This window comes from Rickettsia endosymbiont of Polydrusus tereticollis (assembly GCF_964026385.1).
Classification (GTDB): domain Bacteria; phylum Pseudomonadota; class Alphaproteobacteria; order Rickettsiales; family Rickettsiaceae; genus Rickettsia.
This window is the reverse complement of the sequence record NZ_OZ032142.1, coordinates 504985-530020: the sequence shown is the minus strand read 5'-3', so window position 1 is coordinate 530020 and position 25036 is coordinate 504985. Positions and strand designations below refer to the sequence as shown.

The window sequence follows — 25036 nt, the reverse complement described above, 5'->3', positions numbered from 1 at the left end:
TTCTGTGGTCGTAGCCACGGAATGACAGAATTTTCACCTCTTTATTTAAACGTTCGTACAGCAGTGGGTCAAGCCACGGTATGACACTATACTTCATGGCATAACACCATACTTTTAAGAATTACTCGCTTCCTTCATTCTAGTACCCGCTCTAAAAACCGGTTGCTTATAAGCAGGAATGGTCATTTTTTCTTTTGTTTTTGGGTTACGCCCTTCACGTGTTGCTCTGTGCTGAACCATAAATGAACCGAAACCTATTAAACTAACACCTTTGCCACGTTTAATTGCTTCAAGAATACTCTCTAGAACTAAGTTAAGTGATCTTTCAGCCTCGGCTTTTGTCAGTGATTTATCCGTAGAATTTTTAGAATGCCCTAAATCGACCATTAAATTAATTAATTCTGCTTTATTCATTCCTTTATTTACTGCTTTATTCATAATGAAATTAACTCCTATTTGATAATTTATAGTATTAAACCTGAGGTACTAATGATAATATATACAACTAGCTATAATATACATCAATACATATTTTTATTTTTAGCGTACAAAAATGATTATAACAAACCATTAATTGACTGCAAATGAGAGTTATTTGTAAAGTTTAAATATCTATGTTTATTATGTAATTTTATAAAAATATGTAACCATATTACATCAGTTTTGTCTTTCAAGCTAAATATAATTGAATAATTTTAATGGAAACGTATAATCATGAATAGTACGAGCTCTATAAATATATACTTATTTGCTTAGAAAAAGTTACTCATCCCTATTTTTGGTTATATAAATGCTATTATCTGAAATTTGTATAAAACGTCCGGTATTTGCGACGGTTTTAAGCCTGATTATAATAACACTCGGGGCGGTGTTTTTTACTAAATTACAAATTAGAGGTACACCTGATATTTCAGTACCCATTATTAACGTCACGGCTCTTTACCCGGGAGCCGATGCTTTATATATGGAAAAAGAAATTACCACCCGTATTGAAAAAGCTTTAAAGACGGTTAAAAACCTTGATTTTACAACCTCCCAAAGCTCAACGGGTCAAAGTAATATAACTTTGTCTTTTCTGTTATCTACCGATATTGAGGTAGCTCTAAATGACGTACGCTCCAAAGTCTCCGACATAACTTATATGTTTCCTAAAGATATGAAAGCACCGTCGGTAGCAAAGCTTGATGCCGATAGTTTTCCGAGTCTTTTTTTAAGCATTGAAAGTGATCAATATAATGATTTGGAGTTAACAAAAATCGTTGAAGATAGTTTACAAACTCCTCTAGATAAGCTTGAAACGGTCGGGCAATCGGAGATATACGGCGGATATGATTATGTAATGAAAATAGAACCCGATCCTAAAAAATTATATCAGTATAAAATTTCTCCGTTAGAAATTGAAGCAGCCATTACTGAACAAAATAAGGATTATCCGGCGGGAACAATCAAGACGGGTATCAATAACTTTATAATAACCCTTGAAGGATCTTTAACTAAACCGGAAGAATTCAGCAATATTATACTAAAAGCCAGAGGCGGCGGAATAATAAAATTAAGAGATGTAGCAAAAGTATATTTGGGTGCTCCCGATCAAGATGTTATTTTTAGATATAACGGCAAAAGCTCTATTGCTCTTGGGCTTATAAAAGAATCAAAAGCTAATATTATAGATTTATCAAATGAGGTGAGAAGTGTTTTAGATCAAATTAAAGCATCATTACCGAGCGGTATAAATGTCAGTATTGCCTATGACGGTGCAACACCGGTCAACGCCTCGGTCTATGCCGTGTTTCGTACTATTTTTGAAGCTTTAATATTAGTAATTTTAGTTACTTATTTATTCCTAGCATCAGCTAGAATTACTTTAATCCCCTTTGTAACGATTCCGGTGTCGTTAATCGGTACTTTTAGCGTTATGTACGCAATGGGCTTTTCTATTAATATCTTCACTCTTCTAGCGATGATTTTAGCTATCGGGTTAGTAGTCGACGATGCAATCGTTATGCTTGAAAATATTTTTAGATATAACGAACTGGGACATCCGCCGATAGAGGCAGCTTTTCTTGCTTCCAAGGAAATCGGTTTTGCTATTATCGCCATGACTATTACCCTTGCCGCCGTATTTTTACCGATCGGCTTTATCGACGGCTTTGTCGGTAAATTATTTATCGAATTCGCTTGGACTTTAGCATTTTGCGTTTTACTCTCAGGCTTTGTTGCACTAACGTTAACACCGATGATGGCAAGCCGCATGATCAAAAAACATGATAAGCCGTTACCGAAATTTTTAGCTAAATTTAATGAAATTCTGCAGCTTGTGCAAAGTAAATATCTTTATTATTTAAATCTTACCTTTGATAACAAAAAGAAGTTTTCCCTTATTATTGCTTTATCTTTCATAGTGTTAATAATCAGCTCTAAATTTGTGCAAAAAGTTTTTGTTCCGCAAGAAGATGACGGATTTTTGCAGCTTTCTTTTACCGGACCTGCAGGCTCAGCTATTGAACATTCGACAGCGATAGTTATGGAAGCCGAAAAAATCTTGGCAAATTATAAAGAAATACTCGGTTATTTAATGGTAATCGGTGCAGGAGGTAGCGATAGCGTTTTTGCTTATGTTCCCCTTAAAGACTGGAGCGAAAGAATACGTTCACAAGAAACTATTAAGAATATGCTTAATGCACAATTTGCAGAAATACCGGGTATGTCGATTTTTGCTATGGATCCACGATCAATGGTTAGTAATAATGCTCAAAGCCCGATCGAATTTACTTTGCAAACAACACTTGAATATGACGATTTAGATAAATTATCCGATAAATTTGTCGATTTGATGAAAGCAAATCCTGTATTTTCTAACGTAAATAGGGATTTGCAGTCGGCAATGCCGACGATTAATATCGATATTGATCGTGATAAAGCGTATTTATACGGGATGAGTATGGGAAATATAGGAAGAACCGTACAATATTTACTTGCCGGTCAACAAATCGGCGATTTTAGAATGGGCAACGATCTATATAATGTCGTATTACAATATAATTTAAAAGATCGTAACAATGTTAATGACTTTAGTAAAATTCTAATTCCGGCAAAAAATAATACTATGCTACCGCTTGGAGTAATTGCCAAAATGACGGAGAAAGTATCGGTAAAATCATACAGTCACTATAATAATTCAAAAGCAGTTACTATTTCATCGGACTTAGCTCCGGGACAGGAAATCGGCGACGCAATAAAAGAAATTAATAATATAAGCGACAAGCTACTCGATCCTAGCACCACAATACTTGAATATATAGGTGAAATTAAACAAATGAGTGAGTCGGATAGTAATATGCTTATGACTTTCTTATTTGCTCTAATATTTATTTATTTAGTACTCTCTGCACAATTTGAAAGCTTTATTGATCCTTTATTAATATTGCTTGCCGTACCTTTCTCGATAACAGGGGGAGTGTTAACTCTTTGGCTATGCGGTAACAGCCTCAATATGTACAGCAATATCGGTCTTATTACTTTAGTCGGATTGGTTACTAAAAATTCTATTATGATAGTAGAATTTGCCAATCAGTTAAAAGAACAAGGTGCAAATATTAGAGAAGCAATAGTTAAATCCTGTAGCCTCCGATTACGACCGATATTAATGACAACACTTGCCTCAATAGTAGGTACATTGCCGCTAGTCTTTGCTTCCGGTGCAGGTGCCGCCGCCCGTAACTCTATCGGTTTGGTAATAGTCGGAGGCATGAGCATTGGGACTATATTTACTATTTTCGTCATTCCCGTAATATATCAAACCTTTAAACGGGATTAATTGCTTTCAGTAAAATTATAGTCATCCTGAAATAAATAGTGTTGTTGCATGGATCAAAAAAAAGTGCTATATGTCATTCCTGCGAAAGCAGGAATCCAGAAAAAAGCGAAATATTTTGAGCTTTTAGTTTTAAAAATCCAAGGCATTCACACCTTTTTATTACTAGATTCCTGCTTTCGCAGGAATGACATCAAGGGATTAGCTATAATTTTCGATCCATACAACAACACCGACTTGATCACGGCATCCAGTCTTTTTTATTAAGGTTTTTTCTGGATACCGTGGAAGGGACCTCGGTATGACACCATACTTGTAATAACCATAATACGGTAAATTATGATCCACGCAACAAGTCTATGCAGCTTCATAGAATTTAAATTATATTAATGTATATATTTAAAAATTATTATTAAATTGTAAGATTAAAAAACGCTTCCTAATTTTATTACTTTAAATTTTCAATAGAAAATGTTATAAAGCTTGATCTAATAAATTTAGGTTAATTTTTATGGAAGATATTAATTGCTGGGAAGAAAAGTTTGAGATGTGCGGATATGCTACAAGGCTATTGGATAAAATTACTTATTTAAACAGGTTGGTAAAACCCCCGATAGATATTGGAGAAGTTAAGAAAGGTTTATACTACGCACGGAAATATCACGGTGTACAAATACGGCAATCAGGTGATCCTTATTACTCCCATCCGGTAGAAGTTGCATATATGGCAGCTAAATATAGCAGTTTGCAAAAACAAGAATTTTTTAGAACAGATATGATTGTTACTGCATTACTTCATGATACTATTGAGGATACTGAATTTACTAAAACTATGATTACAAATATCTTTGGGTATAAAATTGCTTGTCAAGTAGAAGATTTAACTAGAATCAAGCTAGATAAAAAAATAAGCTCTGCAGAAATGGTCCACTCCTTATTATTACAAAATAATAAAGATATGTTATTTATTAAAGTATTTGATCGTCTTCATAATATGCAAACAATTGGGGTTAAGTCACCTGAAAAAATGAAGAAGATAATGTTAGAAACTTTAAGTGTATTCATAACCCTTAGTATGCATCTCGGAATGCCGCAAATAAAAGATGAATTAATAGAGCTTTATTTAAAAGCGACTCCTACTTTAAAGGATAATTTTCTGCAACCTTTTCTAACCGCTCAAAATGCAGTATACCGAATCCGTAACCTATACTTACCGGAATCACAATAACTAATATTCCCCAATGACCAAAATAATCTATTAAATATATAAGACCAAAAGAAGTAATTAGATACACTAAAGCTCTAGACAAAGCGTATAAAAAGCTTGAGTAAGTGAAGCGTTTAAAAACTGGAAAATGTTTAAAGAAAATAGGAGCAGCTGGAGCATCTCCTAAGCCAAAGACTATTATAATTGATTGTAACAAAAGTAATTCCCCGGGAGTTCTAAGGTAATTTAGTAAATAAGGAGTCATTACGGTAAATAATGAAAATACTATCAAACACACTCTAAGGATTTTCAAAGGATGTACTATACTACTTAAATAACACCTTAAAATTAATCCTCCAACTAAATGTATTAAAGATATAATAAAATTATGATTTATAATTTCCTCAGCACTATAATTAAAAGAATTCTTTAGAATATTATGCAATATATATATACAAGAAAAAATGTTACTGGCCATGCACACTGAATTAAAAAATAGGCTAAGGTCGTTTTCCAATTAACTTTTTCTTTCCACAGTAGATCATTTTCAAGTATTTTTATATTTACTTTAGCTTTACTAAAGCTATTTTTAACTTGCCGTTTTGCATCTATAAATTCTTGCGTTTCTCGCAAACGATTTCTTGCATAACCTCCGGTTACTGCAATTCCCGCTCCAATAAAAAAAGCTATTCGCCAACTAAATCCAAAATTAGTAATTAATGATGCCATACCTAAAGCTATAACGTTACCAAATGTAGAAAAAGAAGAAATTAACGATACATAAGAATATTGTTTAGGGGGTTTTATCATTTCAGTAAGATAAAGTTCTGCACCGATTATTTCCCCTAGTGAGGATACACCTTGAACAATTCGACATAGCGTAACTATTATAGTAGCGATTAGTCCTTTTTCAGCATAAGTTGGACTAACGGCCATAATAATGCATGATATAGCCATCATAAAACTCGTAATAATCACTGTAGATTTACGCCCTATATTATCCCCTATCCAGCCAAATACAAGAGCTCCAAAGGGTCTAAAAACAAATGTAGAACAGAAGGCAGCAGCAGAATAAATAGCTGTGGTATGAGGATCAGCTTTCGGGAAAAATAACTCATTGAGTAATACTGCCATATGAACATACAGCATAAGGTCAAAATATTCTAGGAAAGTGCCTACGGATAGTAACCCGATAGCTTCCTTTTGTTGTCTAGTTAAACTTTTTTGCTCTACTTCATATCTTAACATTTCTTTACACTTTATTTAAATATAAAAAAGTTATATTTTTTTCGTTGAAAGTCAATAAAAAAATTTGTTGAAATAGTAATAAATTTTACTGTTATTATAGTTTTAGTTTAAAAATGAGGGGGAAATTTTAAGTATTTATATATGCACTTAGTTAAAGTATTTTCTGCTAACAACAAACTCGTTATCTCATGGAAAACTGCAACCGTAGTAGTTTCGCCCTTCCCGCCTTCAAAGCCGAATATCCGAAGCGTTATGGGCTGCTCCTCACAGAAACAACTGGCGTTGTTGCATGGCTCGATAAAAGTAGCAGTATGTCATTCTAGCTAAAGGCGGGAATCTAGAGAATATTTAAGCGAATTATGGTTATTACAAGTATGGTGTCATACCGTGGCTTGACCACGGTATCCAGAAAAAACCTTAATAAAAAGACTGGATGCCGTGACCAAGGAACTAGAATGACACCGTACGCTTTGCAAAAATTCTATCCATGCAACAACACCATTAACCTTTATAGTAAGGTTTGTAATAAAATATATTTAAATTATTACCCTTTCACTACGGCGGCTACTTCGTCGGCAAAGTTTTTTTCTTCCTGTTCTATGCCTTCACCAAGTTCGTACCTAATGAATTTTGTGATTTTAATATCTGCCCCTAATTTTTTAGCAGCGTTAGCAATAACTTCAGAAACCCGGAGTTTAGTATCAAATAAAAAATTCTGTTCAAGTAATACAACTTCTGCTAGGAATTTACGTATTCTTCCTTCTACCATTTTAGCAATTATATCGTCGGATTTACCGGCAGCTTTTGATTGCTCAAAGAATATTTTCCGCTCACGCTCTATTAAGGCAGGGTTTAAGCTTGATTCATCCAAACTTTGTGGATTGTTACCCGCAATATGAACGGCTATTTGCTTCCCTACTTCTTCTAGTCCGGCTTTATCTTTAGCAGTTGATTCGAGTCCTACTAATACGGAAATTTTACCCAAATTTTTTGTAACTTCATTATGAACATATGAGCCGATTACTCCTTCAGATACTTTTAATATATCCATACGCCGTAAAGTTAAATTTTCGCCGATAGTAGCAACATTTTCTAAAATTTCTTCGTTAACCGACTTACCGTTTGCTAATTTAACTTCTTTTAGCTCGTCAATATTTTTTAGTTTTATTGCACTATCGGCAATATTTCTTACTAAATCTTGAAATTGCTCATTACGGGCAACAAAATCCGTTTCGGAATTCACCTCAACGAGTACACCGATTAGACCATCAACTTTTACGGCAGTTAACCCTTCAGATGCAACTCTACCGGCTTTTTTTGCTGCGGCAGATAAGCCTTTTTGCCTTAACAAGTCAACAGCCGCTTCAAAATCACCTTTAGTTTCAATTAAAACTTTTTTGCAATCCATCATTCCGGCACCGGTTTTTTCTCTTAATTCCTTGACGCTTGCAGCACTTATAGTTACTTCACTCATATTTTATTTGCTCCTTTTATTTGTTCTATTCTCTTATGTATAGGCTCCATAACCGTTATTGAGAGCCGCTGTAGGCGTTGTTGCGTGGATCGAAAAAAGTGCTGTATGTCATTCCCGCGAAGGCGGGAATCTAGAGAATATTTAAGCGAATTATATAGTAAATTTTTATATAATTTTGCTTATTTTAAGTGTTTTTCCTGGATTCCCGCCTTCGCGGGAATGACATCAAAAATTCAAGCCACCGGGGGTGACCATCGTATAACCTTTACCCTTCCTTTTTATCCGACGTTGTCGTTAAAGCTTGTTCGAACTCGGTAGTTATCTCTTCACTTATATTTTTAGTTTGAGAGAATTTTTTAGTCGACTTTAATTTAGAAATATTTTGAGATACTTTACCTTTTTCCCCATGATCTTCTATGGCTCCGAGATCTACACCCGAAGCTCTCATTGCTTCCTCAAGTCCCTGCAATGCCGCGTCGGCAAATAGGCTACAATAAAGTCTAATTGATCTAATTGCATCGTCATTACCCGGAATCGGATAATCAATATTATCAGGGTTAGAATTAGTATCAACGACCGCAATAATAGGAACACCGAGCTTTACGGCTTCATTAATTGCTATATGCTCTTTGTTGGTATCAATTATTACTACTAAATCCGGTTTAGAATGAATATTCCTAATTCCGCCTAGCAAAAGAAGTAATTTATCTTTTTTGCGGCTCATATCCAATATTTCTTTTTTGGTATAACCGACGCAAGCTTCTTCGTTTTCTAAAGTCTTTTCAAGCTTATTTAATTTCTCTATTGAACCGGAAATAGTTTTCCAGTTAGTAAGCATTCCGCCGAGCCACCTGTGATTTACGTAATATTGACCGCATTTTTCGGCATATTCGGCTATTATGTCGCTTGCTTGAATTTTAGTACTTACAAATAATATTTTGCCGTCCTTCTTCACTGTTTCATAGATCGCATTTAATGCAACGCCCATTAATACAGAGGTTTGCCTTAAATCAATAATATGCACGTCATCACGTTCTCCATAAATATAAGGAGCCATTTTAGGATTCCAACGGGAAGTTTTGTGACCGAAATGCACGCCGGCATCGAGTAAATCTTTAATATTAACTGGTTGTATTTTTGACATTATTAATAAATCTCCTTAAGTTGTTATTTTACCTCCGCAAGATGTGATCCATATTTTTAAATGAACTAACCTTAATATCTTACGTGCGAATTTTTATATTGTGTTATGCTTATAAAAGTAATGATGTCATACCGTGGCTTGTACCTGTGTTGTTGCATGGATATGTCATTCCCGCGAAGGCGGGAATCCAGAAAAAACACTTAAAATAAGCAAAATTATATAAAAATTTATTATATAATTCGCTTAAATATTCTCTGGATTCCCGCCTTCGCGGGAATGACATCAAAAATTTGATCCATGCAACAACGCCGGCTTGACCATGGCATATAAGCCCTATCATTATATACACTTATTTCAATATTTACAAGAACCTATTTTCTCCAAATAGTCGTGCCGTCCGTTTTATCTTCGAGAATTATCCCCTCCTCTAGTAGCTGCTTGCGTATTTGATCGGCGAGTAGCCAATCTTTTTGCTTTTTTGCCTCTAAACGTTTATCAACTAACCGATTAATGTAAATTTCGTCTATTCCGGCATGAAACCATGCTTGCGGTTTTTGGGTCATTAAACCGATGAAATTAGCACAAGCAAGAAGAGAAGAGGCGTTAATTTGTTTTTCTTCGACGGTTTGCACCAAAAAAACCTGCTTGGCATAATCATTGATTATTTTTATCGCCAGCGGCGTGTTCATATCATCAAGCAGTGCTTGCATAAAATCCTGCGGCAGCGTAGAAAGCTTTATAGTATTAACATTCTCAATTGCTCGATACCAGTAATCCATAGTTTTTTTGGCATCATCTAAAGCTTTATCGTTATAATCAAGCGGCTTACGGTAATGGACAGTTAGTAAAAATAATCGCACTATCTCCCCTGGAATTTTTTTATTTATCAAATCTTTTACCGTAATAAAATTTCCTAGAGACTTACTCATCTTTTCGCCGTTTGACGTTAGAAAGCCGTTATGAACCCAATATTTGGCATATAAAGAATCAGGAAAAGCACATTTACTCTGAGCAATTTCGTTAGTATGATGGGGGAAAATTAAATCCACACCGCCGCCATGTATATCAAAATTCTCGCCTAAATATTTATAACTCATGCTAGAGCATTCAATATGCCAACCCGGGCGTCCTAACCCCCACGGACTCTCAAAATTTGCCTCTAAAGATTCATCCGGTTTTGCCAGCTTCCATAGCACAAAATCGTACGGATGTTTTTTTGCTTTACTGTTTTCTATCCGTACACCCTCCGCCATTTCGTCTAAATCACGATTAGATAACTCCGTATAATTCGGTGCAGTCGAAACATCAAAATAAACATGATTATCAATAATATAAGCATGATTTGTTGCTATTAATTTTTCTATTATCTCTATCATCTCCTTGATATGCTCGGTAGCTCGAGGCTCTAAGGTCGGAGATTTACATCCTAAATAATACATGTCCTGATGGAATTCAGCGGTAATTTTTTTAGTTAATTCTCCTATAGTAATTTTATGCTCTGCCGCTCTATCAATGATTTTATCATCCACGTCGGTAATATTCCGGACATATTTTACATTCGCCTCGCCGAATATTTCTTCAAGCAAACGATATAATATATCATACACTACTACCGACCTAGCGTTGCCGATATGCGGATGATCGTAAACGGTAGGACCGCAAACATACATTTTTATCAAATTCTTATCTATCGGCTGAAAAATTTCTTTAGTACGGGTAAGAGTATTATGTAAGTAAAACTTCATGATTTTGTTGTGAATTAATTTATTATTATAGAGACTATATTTTACTTAGACAAACTATAAGTATACTCTAGCAGCTCATTCGGTAGCTTTTCTTGTTGGTGTAATTTTCTTAATCTGAGTGGGAATTATTAAAGTATAGACTAGTTCTTGAGCATTATTTAAAGTAATTTCTAACTTACCGTAATGAGCGTTAATTATTTTTGCTATCTCTGACAAAACAAAATTATCGTATATTTCATTTGGTGAATTCAATAAATTATCTCCGTTATCCGGCTTTACTTTAATTCTAGTAAAAATTAAAGTAATTTTTACGGCATCTTTTTTAGTCTTAAGTAAGTCGCTATCAAGACAGTCATCTTCAAATAAAAAATGTGCAATATTACTTTCCGAACTTAATCGTCCATAATCGAGTAAAGCAATTATGGTATTTAGCATTAGCTCTTCATCAATTTCTAGTTGCTCATGCTGCACTTTAAAAATAGTACTGATTTGCATTTCGGAATTAAGATTAATTTCTTTATAGTGATTGAGTATTCTAGCAAAGAACTGTTTTAATTCTACACTGGCAGGTTTTATTGATATTTCATCTTTAATTTTTAATATTACTTCATCTAAATATTCAGCTTCGTCTTTTAATCTTTTGGCTATTTTTAATAAATTAGCTTTTTCTGCGACTAATTCTTGTTTATCTGACTTTTCATCAATATCGGTTTCTAATTTTTTTATTTCTGTACATAATGATTTAAATAGCTGAACGCAATTTTTATCTAACTTATGTAAAAGCTCTTTTCTATGTTGTGTGACCTTAAATAAATTAGATAAATTAACATTGTTTTTTTGCTCTAAATCTTTTTTATAATTTTCAGCTAACTCATCATATTTTTGTTTTGGTTTAATAAAAGCAAGTAAGATACTACTAAATAATAGTAAAAAATAAATCACTTTAAATTGTATATTGCCGAAATTTCCCGGGATAGGTGCATGAGTATATAATTTAAAAAATTCGCTTGAAATAATAATTCCAAAGGCTAGCATTAATAATGTCACTTGCCAACGAAGTATAATACCCATAACAACCATATTCAGCATAAAAACCATTAACTGTATTTCGCTGAAATGGCTAATTATAACTAAAATACTACCGACGCAAATAAGAATATAAAATATTGCTATATTCCAATATATTGTTATAAATTTTTCATTTTTAAAACTATTCGGCCATATTGGATATGATAATAGAATTGCCGACATTATTAGCACGGAATGATAAATAAAATTATATATTTCTTTATAATGAATTCTTAAACTTTCAGGTATTGTATATAGAGAAGAATAAGTAGAGGCTATTATAAAAATTCCAAGGTAAGTATAAGTGATTTCTTCCAGAGGTAAATTATTATTACAAAATCTTAATATATTAAATTCTTTAATATTGGTAATGAAATTATTTATTTTACGTTTTTGCTCCATTCGTGCAACTATTAAAGGCAAAGGATTTTTCACTCCTACCCAACCGCCCGGTTGTTTTAACATATAATGGCTAGCGAATAAGAAAACCATATTCATAAAAGTAGCGGGTACTACCCCTTCAATCTCTGTATTTGGAAAAATAAATCTCCATAAAATAATCGAGATAAAGCCGGCTGCCATGCCTATTAAAACCGATTTAGAAGAGCTGCGAAACCCTAATGCCGCAAAAAGTATAGGTATTGCAACAATAGGCATATAGAATTCATTAATTAATATAAGTAAATCAAATAAATTATTAGAAGATAATGCGGCTATAATTGCAAATACTCCTACCGCTACCGCAAATAATTTAGAAGAAAGTAGCTCATTATTTTTAATCCACTTTATTCCAAGCAGCTTACAAAAATCATGGGCAAATATTACTGCCGAAGAATTTATATAAGAATCTGCCGTTGACATTAACATGGCGACTATACCTATTAAAGCAAATCCTTTAAAACCTGGGTAGGTATAATTGTCGATAACATAACTTAATAAACTATCTGCTGCGATATCATTTTTAACGGATAATAATAAAACTGCTATCCAATCCATAAATAGATAAATAACTATCAGAATTACGCCGGAAATGAAAAAAGACTTTCTTATTTGTTTGGTATTTTTAGCCATAGAAACTCGTTGAAACATCGCCGGATCAAAACATATCGGATATGCAAAAAGAGGAAAAAGTATTATTAAACTCCAAAAATGCGGGTTGCTATAGCTAAATACCTCTTTAAAATCAAAAGCTGAGTTATAAGTAATCGTATCAAATACAATTTCCGGATTATGTAGCGTACCATAAATTACTAATGCTAAAATCGGTATAAAGGCACCGAAAGTAAGAAATTGGATAATATCGGTAAAAGTGACCGCTTTTATACCGCCGCCTGCGGAATATATAATTACTATCATGCCGCTAATTATAGTAGCATATATACTATTTATCCCAAAAAAATAACCTAAAATTGTTGAAGCTACCTTAAATTGCATAGCAACTGCACCGGCTGTTATAGCAATACTACAAACTGCAGTAATAACTCGAACCTTCTTGCCGAAAAGGTTTCCCATAGCTTCGGCAATAGATAAGATTCCTAAAAACTCTGCCATTCTTGGTGCTAAAAAATATGCCGTAATAAAAAAAGCTGATATTTCCCCGACATTTAAAAATATATAAGCTAAGCCGTCGCTATAAGTTTTAGATAAAGTTAAAGAAAAAACCCCGCCGCCGATAAAAGTTGCAATGATAGTCGCAATAATGGTTGAAGTAGAAAAATTTCTATCTCCTATGGCATATTCTTCTATAGTTTTAATATTGCGGCTATAATACATGCCGACACCTAAATTAACGGCTAGAAAGCCGAAAAAAATAACAATATCTAAGCTACTCATTATTATATCTTTTTTTTTTAATTAAGCTTTATCTGGGTAGTTATTATAATTATACAAAAAAATAATTCTACTAATAATTTTATTAGTAACAACAGGTTTAAATTAAATATTAGTTTTTATGGTATTTTAGCCAAAATTTATTTATAATGACATTATTTAAAAAGTTTAGCCATTACTATTTTTATTGAAAAGTTATCGCTTTTTCTAAACAGTTAAATTTTAGTTGTTAAACCCTCTTTTCAATAAACCCTTGAAAAGAGTAGCTTTTGAGAATATTATTTTTCTGTTTATAAATTTTTAGTTATATAATTTTAAAAAATTAGATTTGTTCACAGAACTTAAGGTAATTAGATAAAGGAGGTATGTTTGATTGATATTATTACTTGTCTTCTTCATGAGGATTTACTTAAACATAGCATAAAAGCAGAAATCTCCGGTAGAATTAAAGAACCTGAATCTATTTTAAGGAAAATAATAAGAAAAGAAACTACTTTAGAACAATTAACGGATCTTATTGCATTACGAGTTATAGTAGCTGATAAAAAGGAATGTTATAAAGTACGTGATATTATTTATAAGCTTTATAATGTGGATTTACAAAAAAGCAAAAACTTTATCGATGACCCTAAAGAAAACGGCTATCAATCTTTACATATCGTAACTGAAATTAATCCTTATAAGCGAAAAATAGAAATACAAATACGTACGGCAGAAATGCATAAACAAGCGGAAACAGGTAAATCGGCACACTGGCAATATAAATTTGAGAATGAAGAAAAATTTCAAAAAATTAGCAGTGATAGTATTTTATTAAGAAAAGTATACGAAGCCATAAAACAAAATAATTGCACGGAAAATGACCTATTAGCTTATGAAGAAGCATTAAGAGCTACATTAAATTATATGGTTTGTCACATTCAAGATGAACTTTAAAGTATCTTTGCTAAGGTTTTAAAATTACGCCGAGACCTCATTGCAAGGAGGTGCGAGCGTTGTTGCATGGCTCGAAAAATGACTTCAATGTCATACCCGTGGTCAAGCCCTGTGTTGTTGCATGGATCAAATTTTTGATGTCATTCCCGCGAAAGCGGGAATCCAGAGAATATTTAAGCGAATTATATAGTAAAATTTTATATAATTTTGCTTATTTTAAGTGTTTTTTCTGGATTCCCGCTTTCGCGGGAATGACATATAGCACTTTTCTTGATCCAGGCAACAACGCCCTTGAATAACCTCAATGCAGCCCCTGCTTTTCTTACGTATTACAACCGCAGCTTTTTTTGTTCTTATTTTTCTCGGCAGAATCTTCGAGTTTCTTACCGCCTGCTTGCACATCTTTTCCCATACCTTGCATAGTATTGCAGGCACTAGTTAAAAAAGCTATTGCTGCTATTAAAGTAATAAGTGTTAAACGCATAATTTTGCCTATTTAAATTTTGTAAGGGAAATTTTATTAAGCAAATAAAAACTTGTCAATCTAAAAAATAACTACTTTATTTTAAAACAGCTGAACCGGAAGGGTTTTTAGTAGCGTAATTTAAAATTATAATGCCAAATAAAGCGGATACCAAGGAGCCTATTATTACGGCGATTCTCATAGCATTAGAAGGGCAACCCGATTCAAAAGTTATGCTGCCGATAAATAAACTCAAAGTAAAACCGATCCCGCCTAGAACCGCTATAGCGTAAAACTTTAACCATGACGTGCCTTGCGGTAAATCACAAAATTTTAACCGAATAAACGGATATGAAAACAAAGTAATACCTAATTGTTTACCGATAAATAACCCAAATATTATACCCCAAGTGATGTTAGAACATACACTTCCAAATGAGAAATGTTTTAAAACGATACCGGAATTCATAAACACAAAAAGAGGTAAAATAAAATAATTTACAAAAGGACGCATTAATTCTTCTAATCTTTTAAAAGAGTCGTTAAGACCGCCATTTATATTAACCGGTATGAAAAGTGCAATAATAGCACCGCATAACGTGCCGTGAATACCGGCCTCAACCATGCTAATCCATAACAATAATCCTATTGCCATATAATAAAGGGGTTTTTGTACTTGATAATAGTTAAGTATGGATAAAATAACTATAATTCCTAAGGAAGCCCATAAGGCTGCCATAGAGATTGTTTTAGTATAAAATAAAGCAAGTATAATTAAAGCAAAAGCATCGTCAATTAGCGAGAAACCTATAATAAAAGCTCTTAATTCTAAAGAAGTATGTCGGTGAAAAAAAGATAAAATACCGAGGACAAAAGCCGTATCGGTTGCTATCGGAATAGCCCAGCCTTTTAACGTTGATTGATCAAAATTAAAATATACGTAAATTAATGCCGGTGCTACTACTCCTCCTAAAGCTGCCGCACTCGGTAATATTAACTTCTTCTTGTTTTTATATTCTCCTTCTACTAAGTGAAACTTCATCTCCAAACCGATTAATAAGAAGAAAAAACTCATAAAGCCGTCATTAATCAACTGTATAAAAGTGGTTTGTAGACTTAAACTTCCTACTGATAAAAATATATTGCTATAGACAAAAGCAGTATAATATTTATTTAAAAAACTATTATTGCTAATGACTAGTGCCAAGGCAAATGTTATAATTAGTAATATACCGGCAAAACTACCGGTCTGAATTAATTCTTTAAATTTATTATTTATAGACATATTTTAATATTAGTAATTTTTGTTTATTAAAAAAGTCGAAGCTACTATGCTTTTATCGTCATATTTTATATATGTATAACTCATCCTTTGGCTAATATAAAATAACCATATATTTAAATTAATAAAATATTATGTAAGCATTGTCAAAGTAATAGAGTTTCTTATAGAGAAGTATACTTAACATTACAGTTTAATTTACCATAAAACAGGCTATTTCATGCTAGCAGAACAACAAACCGAGTGGATTATAAACAACAATCTGGTGAATAAAGGTTGGCGTATAGACAGTAATAATAATAAAAATGTTTATTTCCAAAAACCAAAATTAAATGATAGAGTAAATGCACATTAACTACCTAAAAGAATTGCTTAGCTTTGAGTCGGTAACGCCGAATAGTGCCGGTGCTATTGAATATATTGACAAGTTACTCCAAGAAAGCGGCTTTCAGACCGAAATAAAATTATTCGGCGGTTCCTCCTCGCAAGTTACTAATCTTTACGGATTTTACGGCAATAAAAAACCGAATATTTGTTTTGTCGGTCATGTTGACGTCGTACCTTCAGGCGATTATAACCTTTGGCATAATTCTGAACCGTTTAAGGCTAACGAACAAGATGGGAAAATATACGGCAGAGGAGCGGCTGATATGAAAGGGGCTATAGCCTGTTTTTTAGCAGCAAGTTTGGATTTTATAAAGAATAATCAAAACCTTAACGGTTCGATTAGTTTTTTAATTACCAGCGATGAAGAAGGCGAGGCGAAATACGGCACTAAAGAAATGTTAAAACACATTTATAATCAAGGTCATAAAGTTGATTTTGCTATTGTCGGCGAACCTACTTGTGAAAAAGAAATTGGCGATATCATCAAAATCGGCAGAAGAGGAAGTATAAATTTTAATTTAAGTATAGAAGGATTAGAAGGACATGTAGCCTATCCGCTAAAAGCAAAAAACCCTTTGCCGTGCCTAATAAAAATAATGAACGATATTATCAATATTAAACTCGATGAAGGCAGTGCATTTTTTGATTACTCGAACACCTGCGTTACCTCGATTGATGTCGGTAATAATATAACTAACGTAATTCCTGATAAAGCTTCCGCACGATTTAATATTCGGTTTAATGACCTACATTCAGCCGAAAGTCTAACAAATCTAATAAACGGGATTGCCGAAAAATATTGTAACGAATATCAATTAAATTATGAATTAACCGGTAAAAGCTCAGCCGAAAGCTTTATTCAAAGCCCTATAGACAGAATAGCCGATTTCGCCGGAATAGTTGCAAGCACAACTAATATAAAACCTAAATTCTCGACTAGCGGCGGTACTTCCGATGCTAGATTTGTTAAAAACTATTGCCCGCTTGTTGAATTCGGTTTATTATCCGAAACAGCACATAAAATTAATGAATATACAAAAATTACTGATTTACAAAAATTATACAATGTGTATTATAATTCTTTGACAAAATTCCTAATTTAAGAAGTTTTGCGGATGTGATGGAACTGGTAGACATGCAAGATTTAGGTTCTTGTGCCGCAAGGCGTGGGGGTTCAAGTCCCTTCATCCGTACCATATTTCTATAAGGTTTTAACGCTACAGCCGGATTTGGTTTATAATAAAAGCTAAGGTTAAGATATAGTACAGGCGGTTACTCCTATAAGACTTAGACCTGTCGTTATTAAATCATCAGCTGAGTCAGTCATATAATTTGTGTAAGTTGAAAAAAAGCAGATAAAGAATTACTGTAAAAAATAACAACTTAACCAAAGGAAATTATGGCTAAAAAATTAGAACAAGAGACAGCAAAAACAAATATAAATAATGAACTAGTAGAAGAGCTATTATCGCAAGCTAATCCTTCTGAGCTATTTGGTAAAGATGGACTGTTTCAGCAACTAAAGAAGCGTCTAGTAGAAAGAATATTGGAAAGTGAACTAAATCATGAATTAGGATATTCTAGGCATAGTAAAGTAGCGAAGATAGATAGCAATCGTAGGAATGGTACAACAGAAAAAACAATAATAGACGAGAGCGGTCAAAAAATAGTAATTGATGTACCACGTGATAGAGATAGTGAGTTTGAACCGCAACTAATCCCTAAAGGAGTTAGAAGGTTTTCCGGATTTGATGATACGGTTATTTCTCTCTACGCTCGAGGTATGACCATGAGTGAGATACAAGCACATTTAGAAGAAATCTACCACACTGAAGTTTCTAAGGAGCTCATCTCTACTATTACCGATGGAGTAATGGAAGATGTAATAAGATGGCAAGCTCGAGCATTAGATAGGATATATCCGATTGTTTATTTAGACTGTATAATGGTAAAAGCAAGAGATAATAATATGGTTATAAATAAAGCTGTTTACCTTGCTATTGCAGTTAATACAGAAGGTAAGAAAGAGTTGCTTGGTATTTGGATTAGCAAAAATGAAGGTGCAAAATTTTGGATGCAAGTTGTAACCGAGCTAAAAAATCGAGGTATAGAACAAATTTATGTAGCATGTATTGATGGGCTTAAAGGCTTTAGAGATGCCATAAACAGTATATTTCCAAATACTATAGTACAGCTTTGTATCGTGCATATGGTTCGTAATTCTGTAAAATATGTTTCTTATAAAGATCTTAAAGAAGTAACGTCTGACTTAAAACAAATCTATACAGCAAATAATGAGAGCATGGCAAATTTAGCATTAGAAGAGTTTGCTAAAAAATGGGATAGCAAATATCCGGTTATTTCTGATATATGGAAACGTAATTGGACTGGAATAGTGCCTTTTTTTGCCTTTCCGGAAGAAATTAGAAGGGTCATCTATACTACTAATACGATTGAATCGGTAAATCGTCAAATCCGTAAAATTATCAAAAATAAGGGAGTTTTTCCAGATGATAAATCTATTACAAAAATCGTCTTTCTGGCCCTAAAAAATGCTGCAAAAAAATGGACCATGCCCATTAGAGAATGGTCCCTTGCTTTAAATCAATTTGAGATACTTTGCGGAGATTTTAAATATGAATTATTAGAAAATGAATTTTAGATACTTACACAAAATTTATGATTGACTCATAAAAGAAGATATTTCCTTTTCATCAGAAGTTTTATAATCTATTACTTCCCATCCTTCATTTATATCTGAATCTACAGGATATGGGGCGACAAGTTTCAAACCTTCGTAGCATAGATGTAATTCATTTAAGGCATTAATTAAATCGTCCAGCTCTTCATCCTCAGTTATATCACTAACCTCTTCATTCTCAGCTATATCACTAATCTCTTCATCCTCAGTTATATCACTAATCTCTTCATTCTCAGCTATATCATTCATAATGTCTGATACTACTTCCTTCATATTTTCAGAGTTTTCTGGGTTTTTTAATTCAGCTTCCAAACACTCTTTATTTCCTAACTGTTTTCCTATAAGCATTGCTAAGTCTCCTATATCTGGGTTCGGCAATATATCATAACCGTTTCCATAATAATATAATTCTGCAAGCGAGAAACATGCTTCTTTTCCTCCATCAAGCATGGCAGACGTTAATAATGTTACGAAATGATCAAATAATTTTTTTTGAGCTACTTCCCTTTCCGACGATACTTTCGGTTTCAGAAATTTATTAACAAATGCTTTCATTTTTAATTTATTTAGGTGTTGTTGCATGGATACCCCAAACGTCATGGCGAGGAGGCATTGTTGTGTGGGTCGATAAAAGTAGCAGTATGTCATTCCCGCGAAAGCGGGAATCTAGAAAAAACACTTAAAATAAACAAAATTATATAAAAATTTACTATATAATTCGCTTAAATATTCTCTGGATTCCCGCCTTCGCGGGAATGACATCAAAAATTCGATGCTAGAGGTCTCACCATGACGATTCCGGTAGCCATCCAACAAAGTTTTTTACTAAAACAGTAACTTCAACTTCAATGAGCCTTGGTGGCTGTGATATTTACTACGTAAATTACAGTTATAAGTTGCTAACAGCTCAATGTTTTTATGCTTAGTAAGTAAGCTTGCACCTAAATTATATCCGACCTTTGGCGTGCTAGCGGTAGCTGCATTCTCAAAATAATTGTCTGCCCAAATAAATCTGGCTTTAACTTTTTGTTGTTTGTTATTAAAGCTATTCTCTATAGAAGCATGTAGTCCCGGTATTATTTGAGTATCTTCGGATAATTTCTTAGACATTGTAATTTTCATACCGGCAATGCCCGTTACCATATTACCGGATTTGGCTGGTACATACGTGTTATTTACACCTGTGCCGGTTTCAGTGTAAGCTTCATCTTTATATGAATTATATCTAATACCGATATTAGGCATTAAACTTATATCATTAATTGTTGAAACTTGATAGCCAACAGTGGTTTCAAAGGCATAAGCTTTGTTTGTATATTTACCTATAGCTAATTTATAGATACTAGCTCCAACTTGCCTTGAATCTTTCTTGGTAATTTTACTATTACTACCGGAGAATATTCCTTGTAGCATAAAACCATTGTTAAACTGTTGCTGCCCGTAAATAGAAATAACATTGCTGTTTGCTGATAGTTTATCTCTTGGATTTGCACCGGTGAACTTAAAATTAGAGCTCATATTACTATATGCAATACCTACAACACCATTATCACCAATATAAAGATCACCGCCGATAGTAGTGCCGGCAACTTTACCGTTATAGCTAGCACCGCCCTTATATATACCTTGGTTACTTGAACCGAAAGTACCGGCAACCCATATCCCTTTCTTCGAGCTTAGAATGCTATTATCATCTTCATCACCGGCAGCAATTGCCGTATTACTACCGGATAAATGGTTAGTAATATTAGCACCGACGGCTTCAGTTGTAACATTTGCCACACTAACCGATCTTGTTGCTTGATCTGTTAAATGTTTTACTGCTTCGTCTTGTTTGTCAGGAGCAATTTGACTTAAAGTTGCGGCAAATAAAAGAGATTGCTCTTGCTTTGTTTTACCGGTTACATACGCATCATCATTAGCTACTCTTGCAGCTTCTTTAAAATCAGCTCCGCTACTTGCTAATTCCTTAGCTAACTCTGTTGCATGTTTTTCAGGGTTTTGCATAACAGATACAGCTCTCTTATTTATCACTTCTTGTGTTGCTTTATTTGCCGTAGCTCCTTGCTTAGCAGAAACAACAATATTAGAAATTGCATTAGCTAATTCTATAATCGGCACTACAACAGGAGCTGCTGGAGTTGGTGCTGCTGCCACTACTGGAGTTGGTGGAGGTGCTGCTCCCCCTGGCACTGGTGCTCCTGCTGGAGCCAGTGCTGCTGCTTCCCTTGGTGCTGCTGCTCCTGCTCCCCCTGGGGCTGGTACTCCTGCTGGTGCAGGTGCTGCTACTCCCCCTGGTGCTGCCGGTGCTGCTACTCCCCCTGGTGCTGCCGGTGCTGCTCCTCCTCCTGGTGCTGGTGCTGCTACCGCTATCCCTGCTCCTGCTGCCGCTCCTGGTGCTGGTACTACCGCTGGAGGCGGTACTGCTGCCGCTACTGCTCCTCCTGGTGCTGGTGCTGCTACTCCCCCTGGGGCTGGTCCTACCGGTGCTGCTGCTGCTCCTCCTCCTGCTGGCACTCCTACTACTGCTGGCGGTGCTGCTGCCGCTACTGCTCCTCCTGGTGCAGGTGCTGCTACTACCGGTACAGGAGCTCGAACCGGTCCAGCCGGTATCGCTCCTCCAAGACCCGGTAAAACTAGAATACCTCTAGCTGCATCATAATGAGACCCCACAGGAGGGAATACTCCAACATCAACTTTAAACGCAGCCAACGCCGTTCCTTCATTAGCCGGCTGAGCACCATCAATAGTAATGATAATGTTTGCACCCTTGTTATCTACAGTAGGTGCGTGATTTTTAAATATTAACTTATTTCCACCGGTTACAAATAAATTAATATTATTAGAAAATTCTACTTTTTCAATAAAAATTAGGTTATGCTTGTTAAGATTTAGCGTTGAGCCGTTAACATTGGCATTTCCATCAATTTTAATATCCTTAGTTGTAATATTATAAGTTCCGCTATCAAAATTAATACGTTCGGCATGAATATTTTTATGCAAATTGTGAATATGATTGCCTTCAAATATTAATTGCTCAATTTTTTTGTTTTTTCCAACACGATAAATATCAGGAGTATTTACAAATGTTGCTCTGCCTAATTTAGGCATTTTAGCAGTAATATCTCCTGCAAAATCTTTATGGAATTTTACCTGAGCATGATTTGTAATTTCTAAATTACCGGCAAGTTTTTCTTTAAACTCTACATCATTACTTGCTACTTTGATACTCTTTGCATATACGTTATTATTGAATTCAGTTTTTTTCCCTCTCTCAATATTTATCTCACCAACTCTGGTATATTCTGAGCCGATATCGTTAATAAAAGTTATAGTATTTTTTGCACCTCCTTTTACTTGAATAATTCCGTCACCATCGTTCATCCCCCCTAGGCTATCGACGGCAACCCCAGAGTTCACCTTTATATTTTGTTTAGAAGAATCTATAATTAGTTTGGAATCTTTTTCTAAAACAATATCAGTAGCATAAATATCAGATTTTAAGGTAACAGTTTTGTTATCATCTACTGTCATTACATAAATACTATAATTCTTTATGCCATCGTGACCAATAGGAGCTTCAAAAACAGCATTGTTCTTTACTTTTATAATCCCTCTATTATAAGCACTAGAATATATTGGAGCAGTAACTGTAATAGGTTTTTCAAAAATTAATGTAGCACTTGCTCCGTCTAATAGAATAGAATCTACAGCACTAATATTATCACCTTTAATGGTTAACTGAGATTGCTCTTCAGCTCCAATTTGTAGAAGTCGTATTTGCACTTTTGCATCTTTATTACCTCCATATGCGAGTGGAACTCCTAAAGCACTTTGAGCTGCTGTTCTAGCTTGCTGATCATTAAAATTAACTATATTATTAATACTAACTTGGTTAGTTGGATCATTAGCAAAAATAACAAGTCCGCCTGAAGTGAAACCATACAGATTAATATTACCTATGTTAATATCGCTATCAAAATTGATTTGCTGATTATTTGCTGTTAAAATAACATTATCATTATCTTGCGGAAGATAAGCCTTCCCGTTGTACTTCCAATCATACTGTGCACCTATATGAGCATTATAATTCACAGGATAAGTATTATGCGTCACAGGAGTAATATCAACAACTGCCAACGCTTCTGTGCTTGCCAGCAGCCCAATACTACTGGTCGCTAATAGAAAATATTTAGATTTAGAAAGGAAAATTTTATTTTTGGTAAACATAGACATATACCCCAATTCTATAAGATTATAGTTTATTAAGAATTATTAATTTAGTAGGAATTATATGGTAATTTTTAATAAAAGTCAATTAATAGTTAATTTATTTACTAAATGTTATTCTAGCTAAAGGCGGGGGTTGTTGCGTGGCTCATAATTTACCGTATTATGGTTATGCAAGTATGGTGTCATACCGTAGCTTGACCCTGTGTTGTACGAACGTTAAAGAAAAGGCTGTGTCATGCCGTGACTTGATCACGGCATCCAGAAAAATAAAGCCATATTAGACTTATTTTAGAGCATTTTTATGACGTTATAAAACTGGATTCCGTGGTCAAGCCACGGCATGACACCGTACGCTTTGCAAAAATTCGAGCCATGCAACAATTATAAGAGAGGGATAGTTTTTATCGTAATTGCATGTAGTTTTGTGTTCAATATTTCTCCGAGAGCATTTTTAACTAATTTATGTTGGTTAATTAAAGTAAATTCTTTAAACTTACTATCGGCTATTTCCAGTGAGTAGTGATCTTGATCCCCCACGAGATCGGTAATTTTTATTATACTATTCGGAAAGCTTTTCCGAAGTATTGCCTCTAGCTCTTCTATAGATATTGCCATTATTTTTTACTTTTTTTATATAAAATTAAATTGTATATTACTTGCAAATCAAGAATTCTATTATAAAATTTTAAACATTCATTGATAAAATACGTTCTTAAGCATATAATCATTATCAACTAATTTAAATTCTATATATAATACCGATATGACAAAAGATACAGAAGAATTAAAAGAATTTATCATTGCTTGTTTAGAAGAAAAGAAAGCCGATAATATTGATATAATAGATTTAAGAGGCAGAAATAAATTAGCGGATTATATTATATTTGCCAGCGGTCGTTCTACTAAAAATGTTGGAGCGATAGCGGAGTATGTAGCTTTAGAGTTAAAACAGAAAGCTAATATCAATACTAATATTGAAGGCTTAGGCAAGTCAGAATGGGTATTAATAGATGCACGAAATATCTTAATTAATATTTTTTATCCGGAAGCACGAACACATTTTAAATTAGAAGAAATGTGGAAAAATAAATAAATATATAAGGCTCGAATTTTCGATGTTATTTCTGCGAAGGCGGAGCGTTGTTGCGTGGTTCGAGAATTAATAAAAATCCGTCATTGCGAGGAGGCATTGTTGCGTGGTTCGATAAAAGTAGCAGTATGTCATTCTAGCTAAAAGCAGGAATCCAGAAAAAACACTTAAAATAAGCAAAACTATATAAAAATTTAATATATAATTCGCTTAAATATTCTCTGGATTCCCGCTTTCGCGGGAATGACATCAAAAATTCAATCCATGCAATAACGCTAGAGGTCTCGCAATGACGGTTTGGGTATCCATGCAACAACACCGGCATGACACCGAACGCTTTGCAAAAATTCGAACCGCACAACAACGTCGGCTTGACCTTTCATCATTTTATCAATCATAAACTGGTATTTACAA

General features: G+C 34.0%; 17 protein-coding genes, 1 tRNA gene and 1 pseudogene. 8 read left to right on the top strand and 11 right to left on the bottom strand.

Annotation, left to right across the window (positions count from 1 at the left end; translation table 11 throughout):
• Positions 1-114 precede the first annotated feature (114 nt).
• Entirely contained in the window at positions 115-414 is a 300-nt protein-coding gene (locus AAGD48_RS02440) for an HU family DNA-binding protein (protein ID WP_341790706.1), read from the bottom strand.
• A 376-nt stretch (positions 415-790) separates the two neighbouring features.
• Between AAGD48_RS02440 and AAGD48_RS02435 the strand changes: the two genes are divergently transcribed.
• From AAGD48_RS02435 to AAGD48_RS02425, 3 genes are all read left to right on the top strand, one after another.
• Entirely contained in the window at positions 791-3817 is a 3027-nt protein-coding gene (locus AAGD48_RS02435) for an efflux RND transporter permease subunit (RefSeq protein WP_341790316.1), read from the top strand.
• Between the two features lie 48 nt (positions 3818-3865).
• On the top strand, positions 3866-4081 hold the full coding sequence (locus tag AAGD48_RS02430; RefSeq protein WP_341790315.1) for a hypothetical protein: 216 nt from the start codon (positions 3866-3868) through the stop codon (positions 4079-4081).
• A gap of 244 nt (positions 4082-4325) precedes the next feature.
• Entirely contained in the window at positions 4326-5042 is a 717-nt protein-coding gene (locus AAGD48_RS02425; RefSeq protein ID WP_341790314.1) for an HD domain-containing protein, read from the top strand.
• On the opposite strand, the pseudogene AAGD48_RS02420 reads toward AAGD48_RS02425, so the two are convergent.
• The 5 genes and pseudogenes from AAGD48_RS02420 to AAGD48_RS02400 form a co-directional block, all read right to left on the bottom strand.
• A pseudogene (locus AAGD48_RS02420) lies at positions 4951-6269 on the bottom strand (MFS transporter). The gene AAGD48_RS02425 and the pseudogene AAGD48_RS02420 overlap by 92 nt on opposite strands.
• Before the next feature lie 544 nt (positions 6270-6813).
• Entirely contained in the window at positions 6814-7743 is a 930-nt protein-coding gene (gene tsf / locus AAGD48_RS02415; RefSeq protein WP_341790313.1) for a translation elongation factor Ts, read from the bottom strand.
• A 265-nt stretch (positions 7744-8008) separates the two neighbouring features.
• Positions 8009-8887, bottom strand: coding sequence for a 30S ribosomal protein S2 (gene rpsB, locus AAGD48_RS02410; protein ID WP_341790312.1), 879 nt, complete (start codon positions 8885-8887; stop codon positions 8009-8011).
• Between the two features lie 371 nt (positions 8888-9258).
• Positions 9259-10632, bottom strand: a complete 1374-nt coding sequence (gene cysS / locus AAGD48_RS02405; RefSeq protein ID WP_341790311.1) for a cysteine--tRNA ligase — start codon at positions 10630-10632, stop codon at positions 9259-9261.
• 75 nt (positions 10633-10707) lie between these two features.
• Positions 10708-13533 carry a sodium:solute symporter family transporter gene (locus AAGD48_RS02400; RefSeq protein WP_341790310.1) on the bottom strand — a complete coding sequence of 942 codons (2826 nt, stop codon included), beginning with the start codon at positions 13531-13533 and terminating at the stop codon, positions 10708-10710.
• Positions 13534-13899: 366 nt separating this feature from the next.
• Between AAGD48_RS02400 and AAGD48_RS02395 the strand changes: the two genes are divergently transcribed.
• The gene (locus AAGD48_RS02395; RefSeq protein WP_341790309.1) at positions 13900-14466 is read left to right on the top strand and encodes a bifunctional (p)ppGpp synthetase/guanosine-3',5'-bis(diphosphate) 3'-pyrophosphohydrolase; all 567 of its coding nucleotides are present in this window, start codon (positions 13900-13902) and stop codon (positions 14464-14466) included.
• A gap of 322 nt (positions 14467-14788) precedes the next feature.
• On the opposite strand, the gene AAGD48_RS02390 is transcribed toward AAGD48_RS02395, so the two are convergent.
• On the bottom strand, positions 14789-14950 hold the full coding sequence (locus AAGD48_RS02390; RefSeq protein ID WP_341790308.1) for an entericidin A/B family lipoprotein: 162 nt from the start codon (positions 14948-14950) through the stop codon (positions 14789-14791).
• Between the two features lie 76 nt (positions 14951-15026).
• Positions 15027-16214 (bottom strand): Na+/H+ antiporter NhaA, encoded by a 1188-nt coding sequence (nhaA, locus tag AAGD48_RS02385; protein WP_341790307.1) that lies wholly within the window; start codon positions 16212-16214, stop codon positions 15027-15029.
• A gap of 341 nt (positions 16215-16555) precedes the next feature.
• Between nhaA and dapE the strand changes: the two genes are divergently transcribed.
• The 3 genes from dapE (at position 16556) to AAGD48_RS02370 (ending at position 19260) form a co-directional block, all read left to right on the top strand.
• On the top strand, positions 16556-17701 hold the full coding sequence (gene dapE, locus AAGD48_RS02380; RefSeq protein WP_341790306.1) for a succinyl-diaminopimelate desuccinylase: 1146 nt from the start codon (positions 16556-16558) through the stop codon (positions 17699-17701).
• Between the two features lie 8 nt (positions 17702-17709).
• Positions 17710-17794, top strand: a tRNA-Leu gene (locus AAGD48_RS02375).
• Positions 17795-17997: 203 nt separating this feature from the next.
• Positions 17998-19260: an IS256 family transposase gene (locus AAGD48_RS02370; RefSeq protein ID WP_341790305.1), complete on the top strand. Its 1263-nt coding sequence runs from the start codon at positions 17998-18000 to the stop codon at positions 19258-19260.
• Positions 19261-19275: 15 nt separating this feature from the next.
• On the opposite strand, the gene AAGD48_RS02365 is transcribed toward AAGD48_RS02370, so the two are convergent.
• The 3 genes from AAGD48_RS02365 to AAGD48_RS02355 form a co-directional block, all read right to left on the bottom strand.
• Positions 19276-19947: a hypothetical protein gene (locus AAGD48_RS02365; RefSeq protein WP_341790304.1), complete on the bottom strand. Its 672-nt coding sequence runs from the start codon at positions 19945-19947 to the stop codon at positions 19276-19278.
• Positions 19948-20124: 177 nt separating this feature from the next.
• On the bottom strand, positions 20125-23529 hold the full coding sequence (locus AAGD48_RS02360; protein ID WP_341790303.1) for an autotransporter outer membrane beta-barrel domain-containing protein: 3405 nt from the start codon (positions 23527-23529) through the stop codon (positions 20125-20127).
• A gap of 384 nt (positions 23530-23913) precedes the next feature.
• On the bottom strand, positions 23914-24147 hold the full coding sequence (locus AAGD48_RS02355) for a BolA/IbaG family iron-sulfur metabolism protein (protein ID WP_341790302.1): 234 nt from the start codon (positions 24145-24147) through the stop codon (positions 23914-23916).
• A gap of 148 nt (positions 24148-24295) precedes the next feature.
• On the opposite strand from AAGD48_RS02355, the gene rsfS reads away from it, so the two are divergent.
• On the top strand, positions 24296-24625 hold the full coding sequence (gene rsfS / locus AAGD48_RS02350; protein ID WP_341790301.1) for a ribosome silencing factor: 330 nt from the start codon (positions 24296-24298) through the stop codon (positions 24623-24625).
• The last annotated feature ends 411 nt before the right edge of the window (positions 24626-25036 follow it).

Excerpts from the sequence above, each read along its gene's own strand:
- AAGD48_RS02355 (WP_341790302.1), bottom strand. The coding sequence starts at position 24,147 with ATGGCAATATCTATAGAAGAGCTAGAGGCAATACTTCGGAAAAGCTTT.
- rsfS (WP_341790301.1), top strand. The coding sequence starts at position 24,296 with ATGACAAAAGATACAGAAGAATTAAAAGAATTTATCATTGCTTGTTTA.
- dapE (WP_341790306.1), top strand. The coding sequence starts at position 16,556 with ATGCACATTAACTACCTAAAAGAATTGCTTAGCTTTGAGTCGGTAACG.
- tsf (WP_341790313.1), bottom strand. The coding sequence starts at position 7,743 with ATGAGTGAAGTAACTATAAGTGCTGCAAGCGTCAAGGAATTAAGAGAA.
- AAGD48_RS02360 (WP_341790303.1), bottom strand. The coding sequence starts at position 23,529 with ATGTTTACCAAAAATAAAATTTTCCTTTCTAAATCTAAATATTTTCTA.
- AAGD48_RS02430 (WP_341790315.1), top strand. The coding sequence starts at position 3,866 with ATGGATCAAAAAAAAGTGCTATATGTCATTCCTGCGAAAGCAGGAATC.
- cysS (WP_341790311.1), bottom strand. The coding sequence starts at position 10,632 with ATGAAGTTTTACTTACATAATACTCTTACCCGTACTAAAGAAATTTTT.
- AAGD48_RS02400 (WP_341790310.1), bottom strand. The coding sequence starts at position 13,533 with ATGAGTAGCTTAGATATTGTTATTTTTTTCGGCTTTCTAGCCGTTAAT.
- AAGD48_RS02435 (WP_341790316.1), top strand. The coding sequence starts at position 791 with ATGCTATTATCTGAAATTTGTATAAAACGTCCGGTATTTGCGACGGTT.
- AAGD48_RS02390 (WP_341790308.1), bottom strand. The coding sequence starts at position 14,950 with ATGCGTTTAACACTTATTACTTTAATAGCAGCAATAGCTTTTTTAACT.
- AAGD48_RS02440 (WP_341790706.1), bottom strand. The coding sequence starts at position 414 with ATGAATAAAGCAGAATTAATTAATTTAATGGTCGATTTAGGGCATTCT.
- AAGD48_RS02365 (WP_341790304.1), bottom strand. The coding sequence starts at position 19,947 with ATGACATACTGCTACTTTTATCGACCCACACAACAATGCCTCCTCGCC.
- AAGD48_RS02425 (WP_341790314.1), top strand. The coding sequence starts at position 4,326 with ATGGAAGATATTAATTGCTGGGAAGAAAAGTTTGAGATGTGCGGATAT.
- rpsB (WP_341790312.1), bottom strand. The coding sequence starts at position 8,887 with ATGTCAAAAATACAACCAGTTAATATTAAAGATTTACTCGATGCCGGC.
- AAGD48_RS02370 (WP_341790305.1), top strand. The coding sequence starts at position 17,998 with ATGGCTAAAAAATTAGAACAAGAGACAGCAAAAACAAATATAAATAAT.
- nhaA (WP_341790307.1), bottom strand. The coding sequence starts at position 16,214 with ATGTCTATAAATAATAAATTTAAAGAATTAATTCAGACCGGTAGTTTT.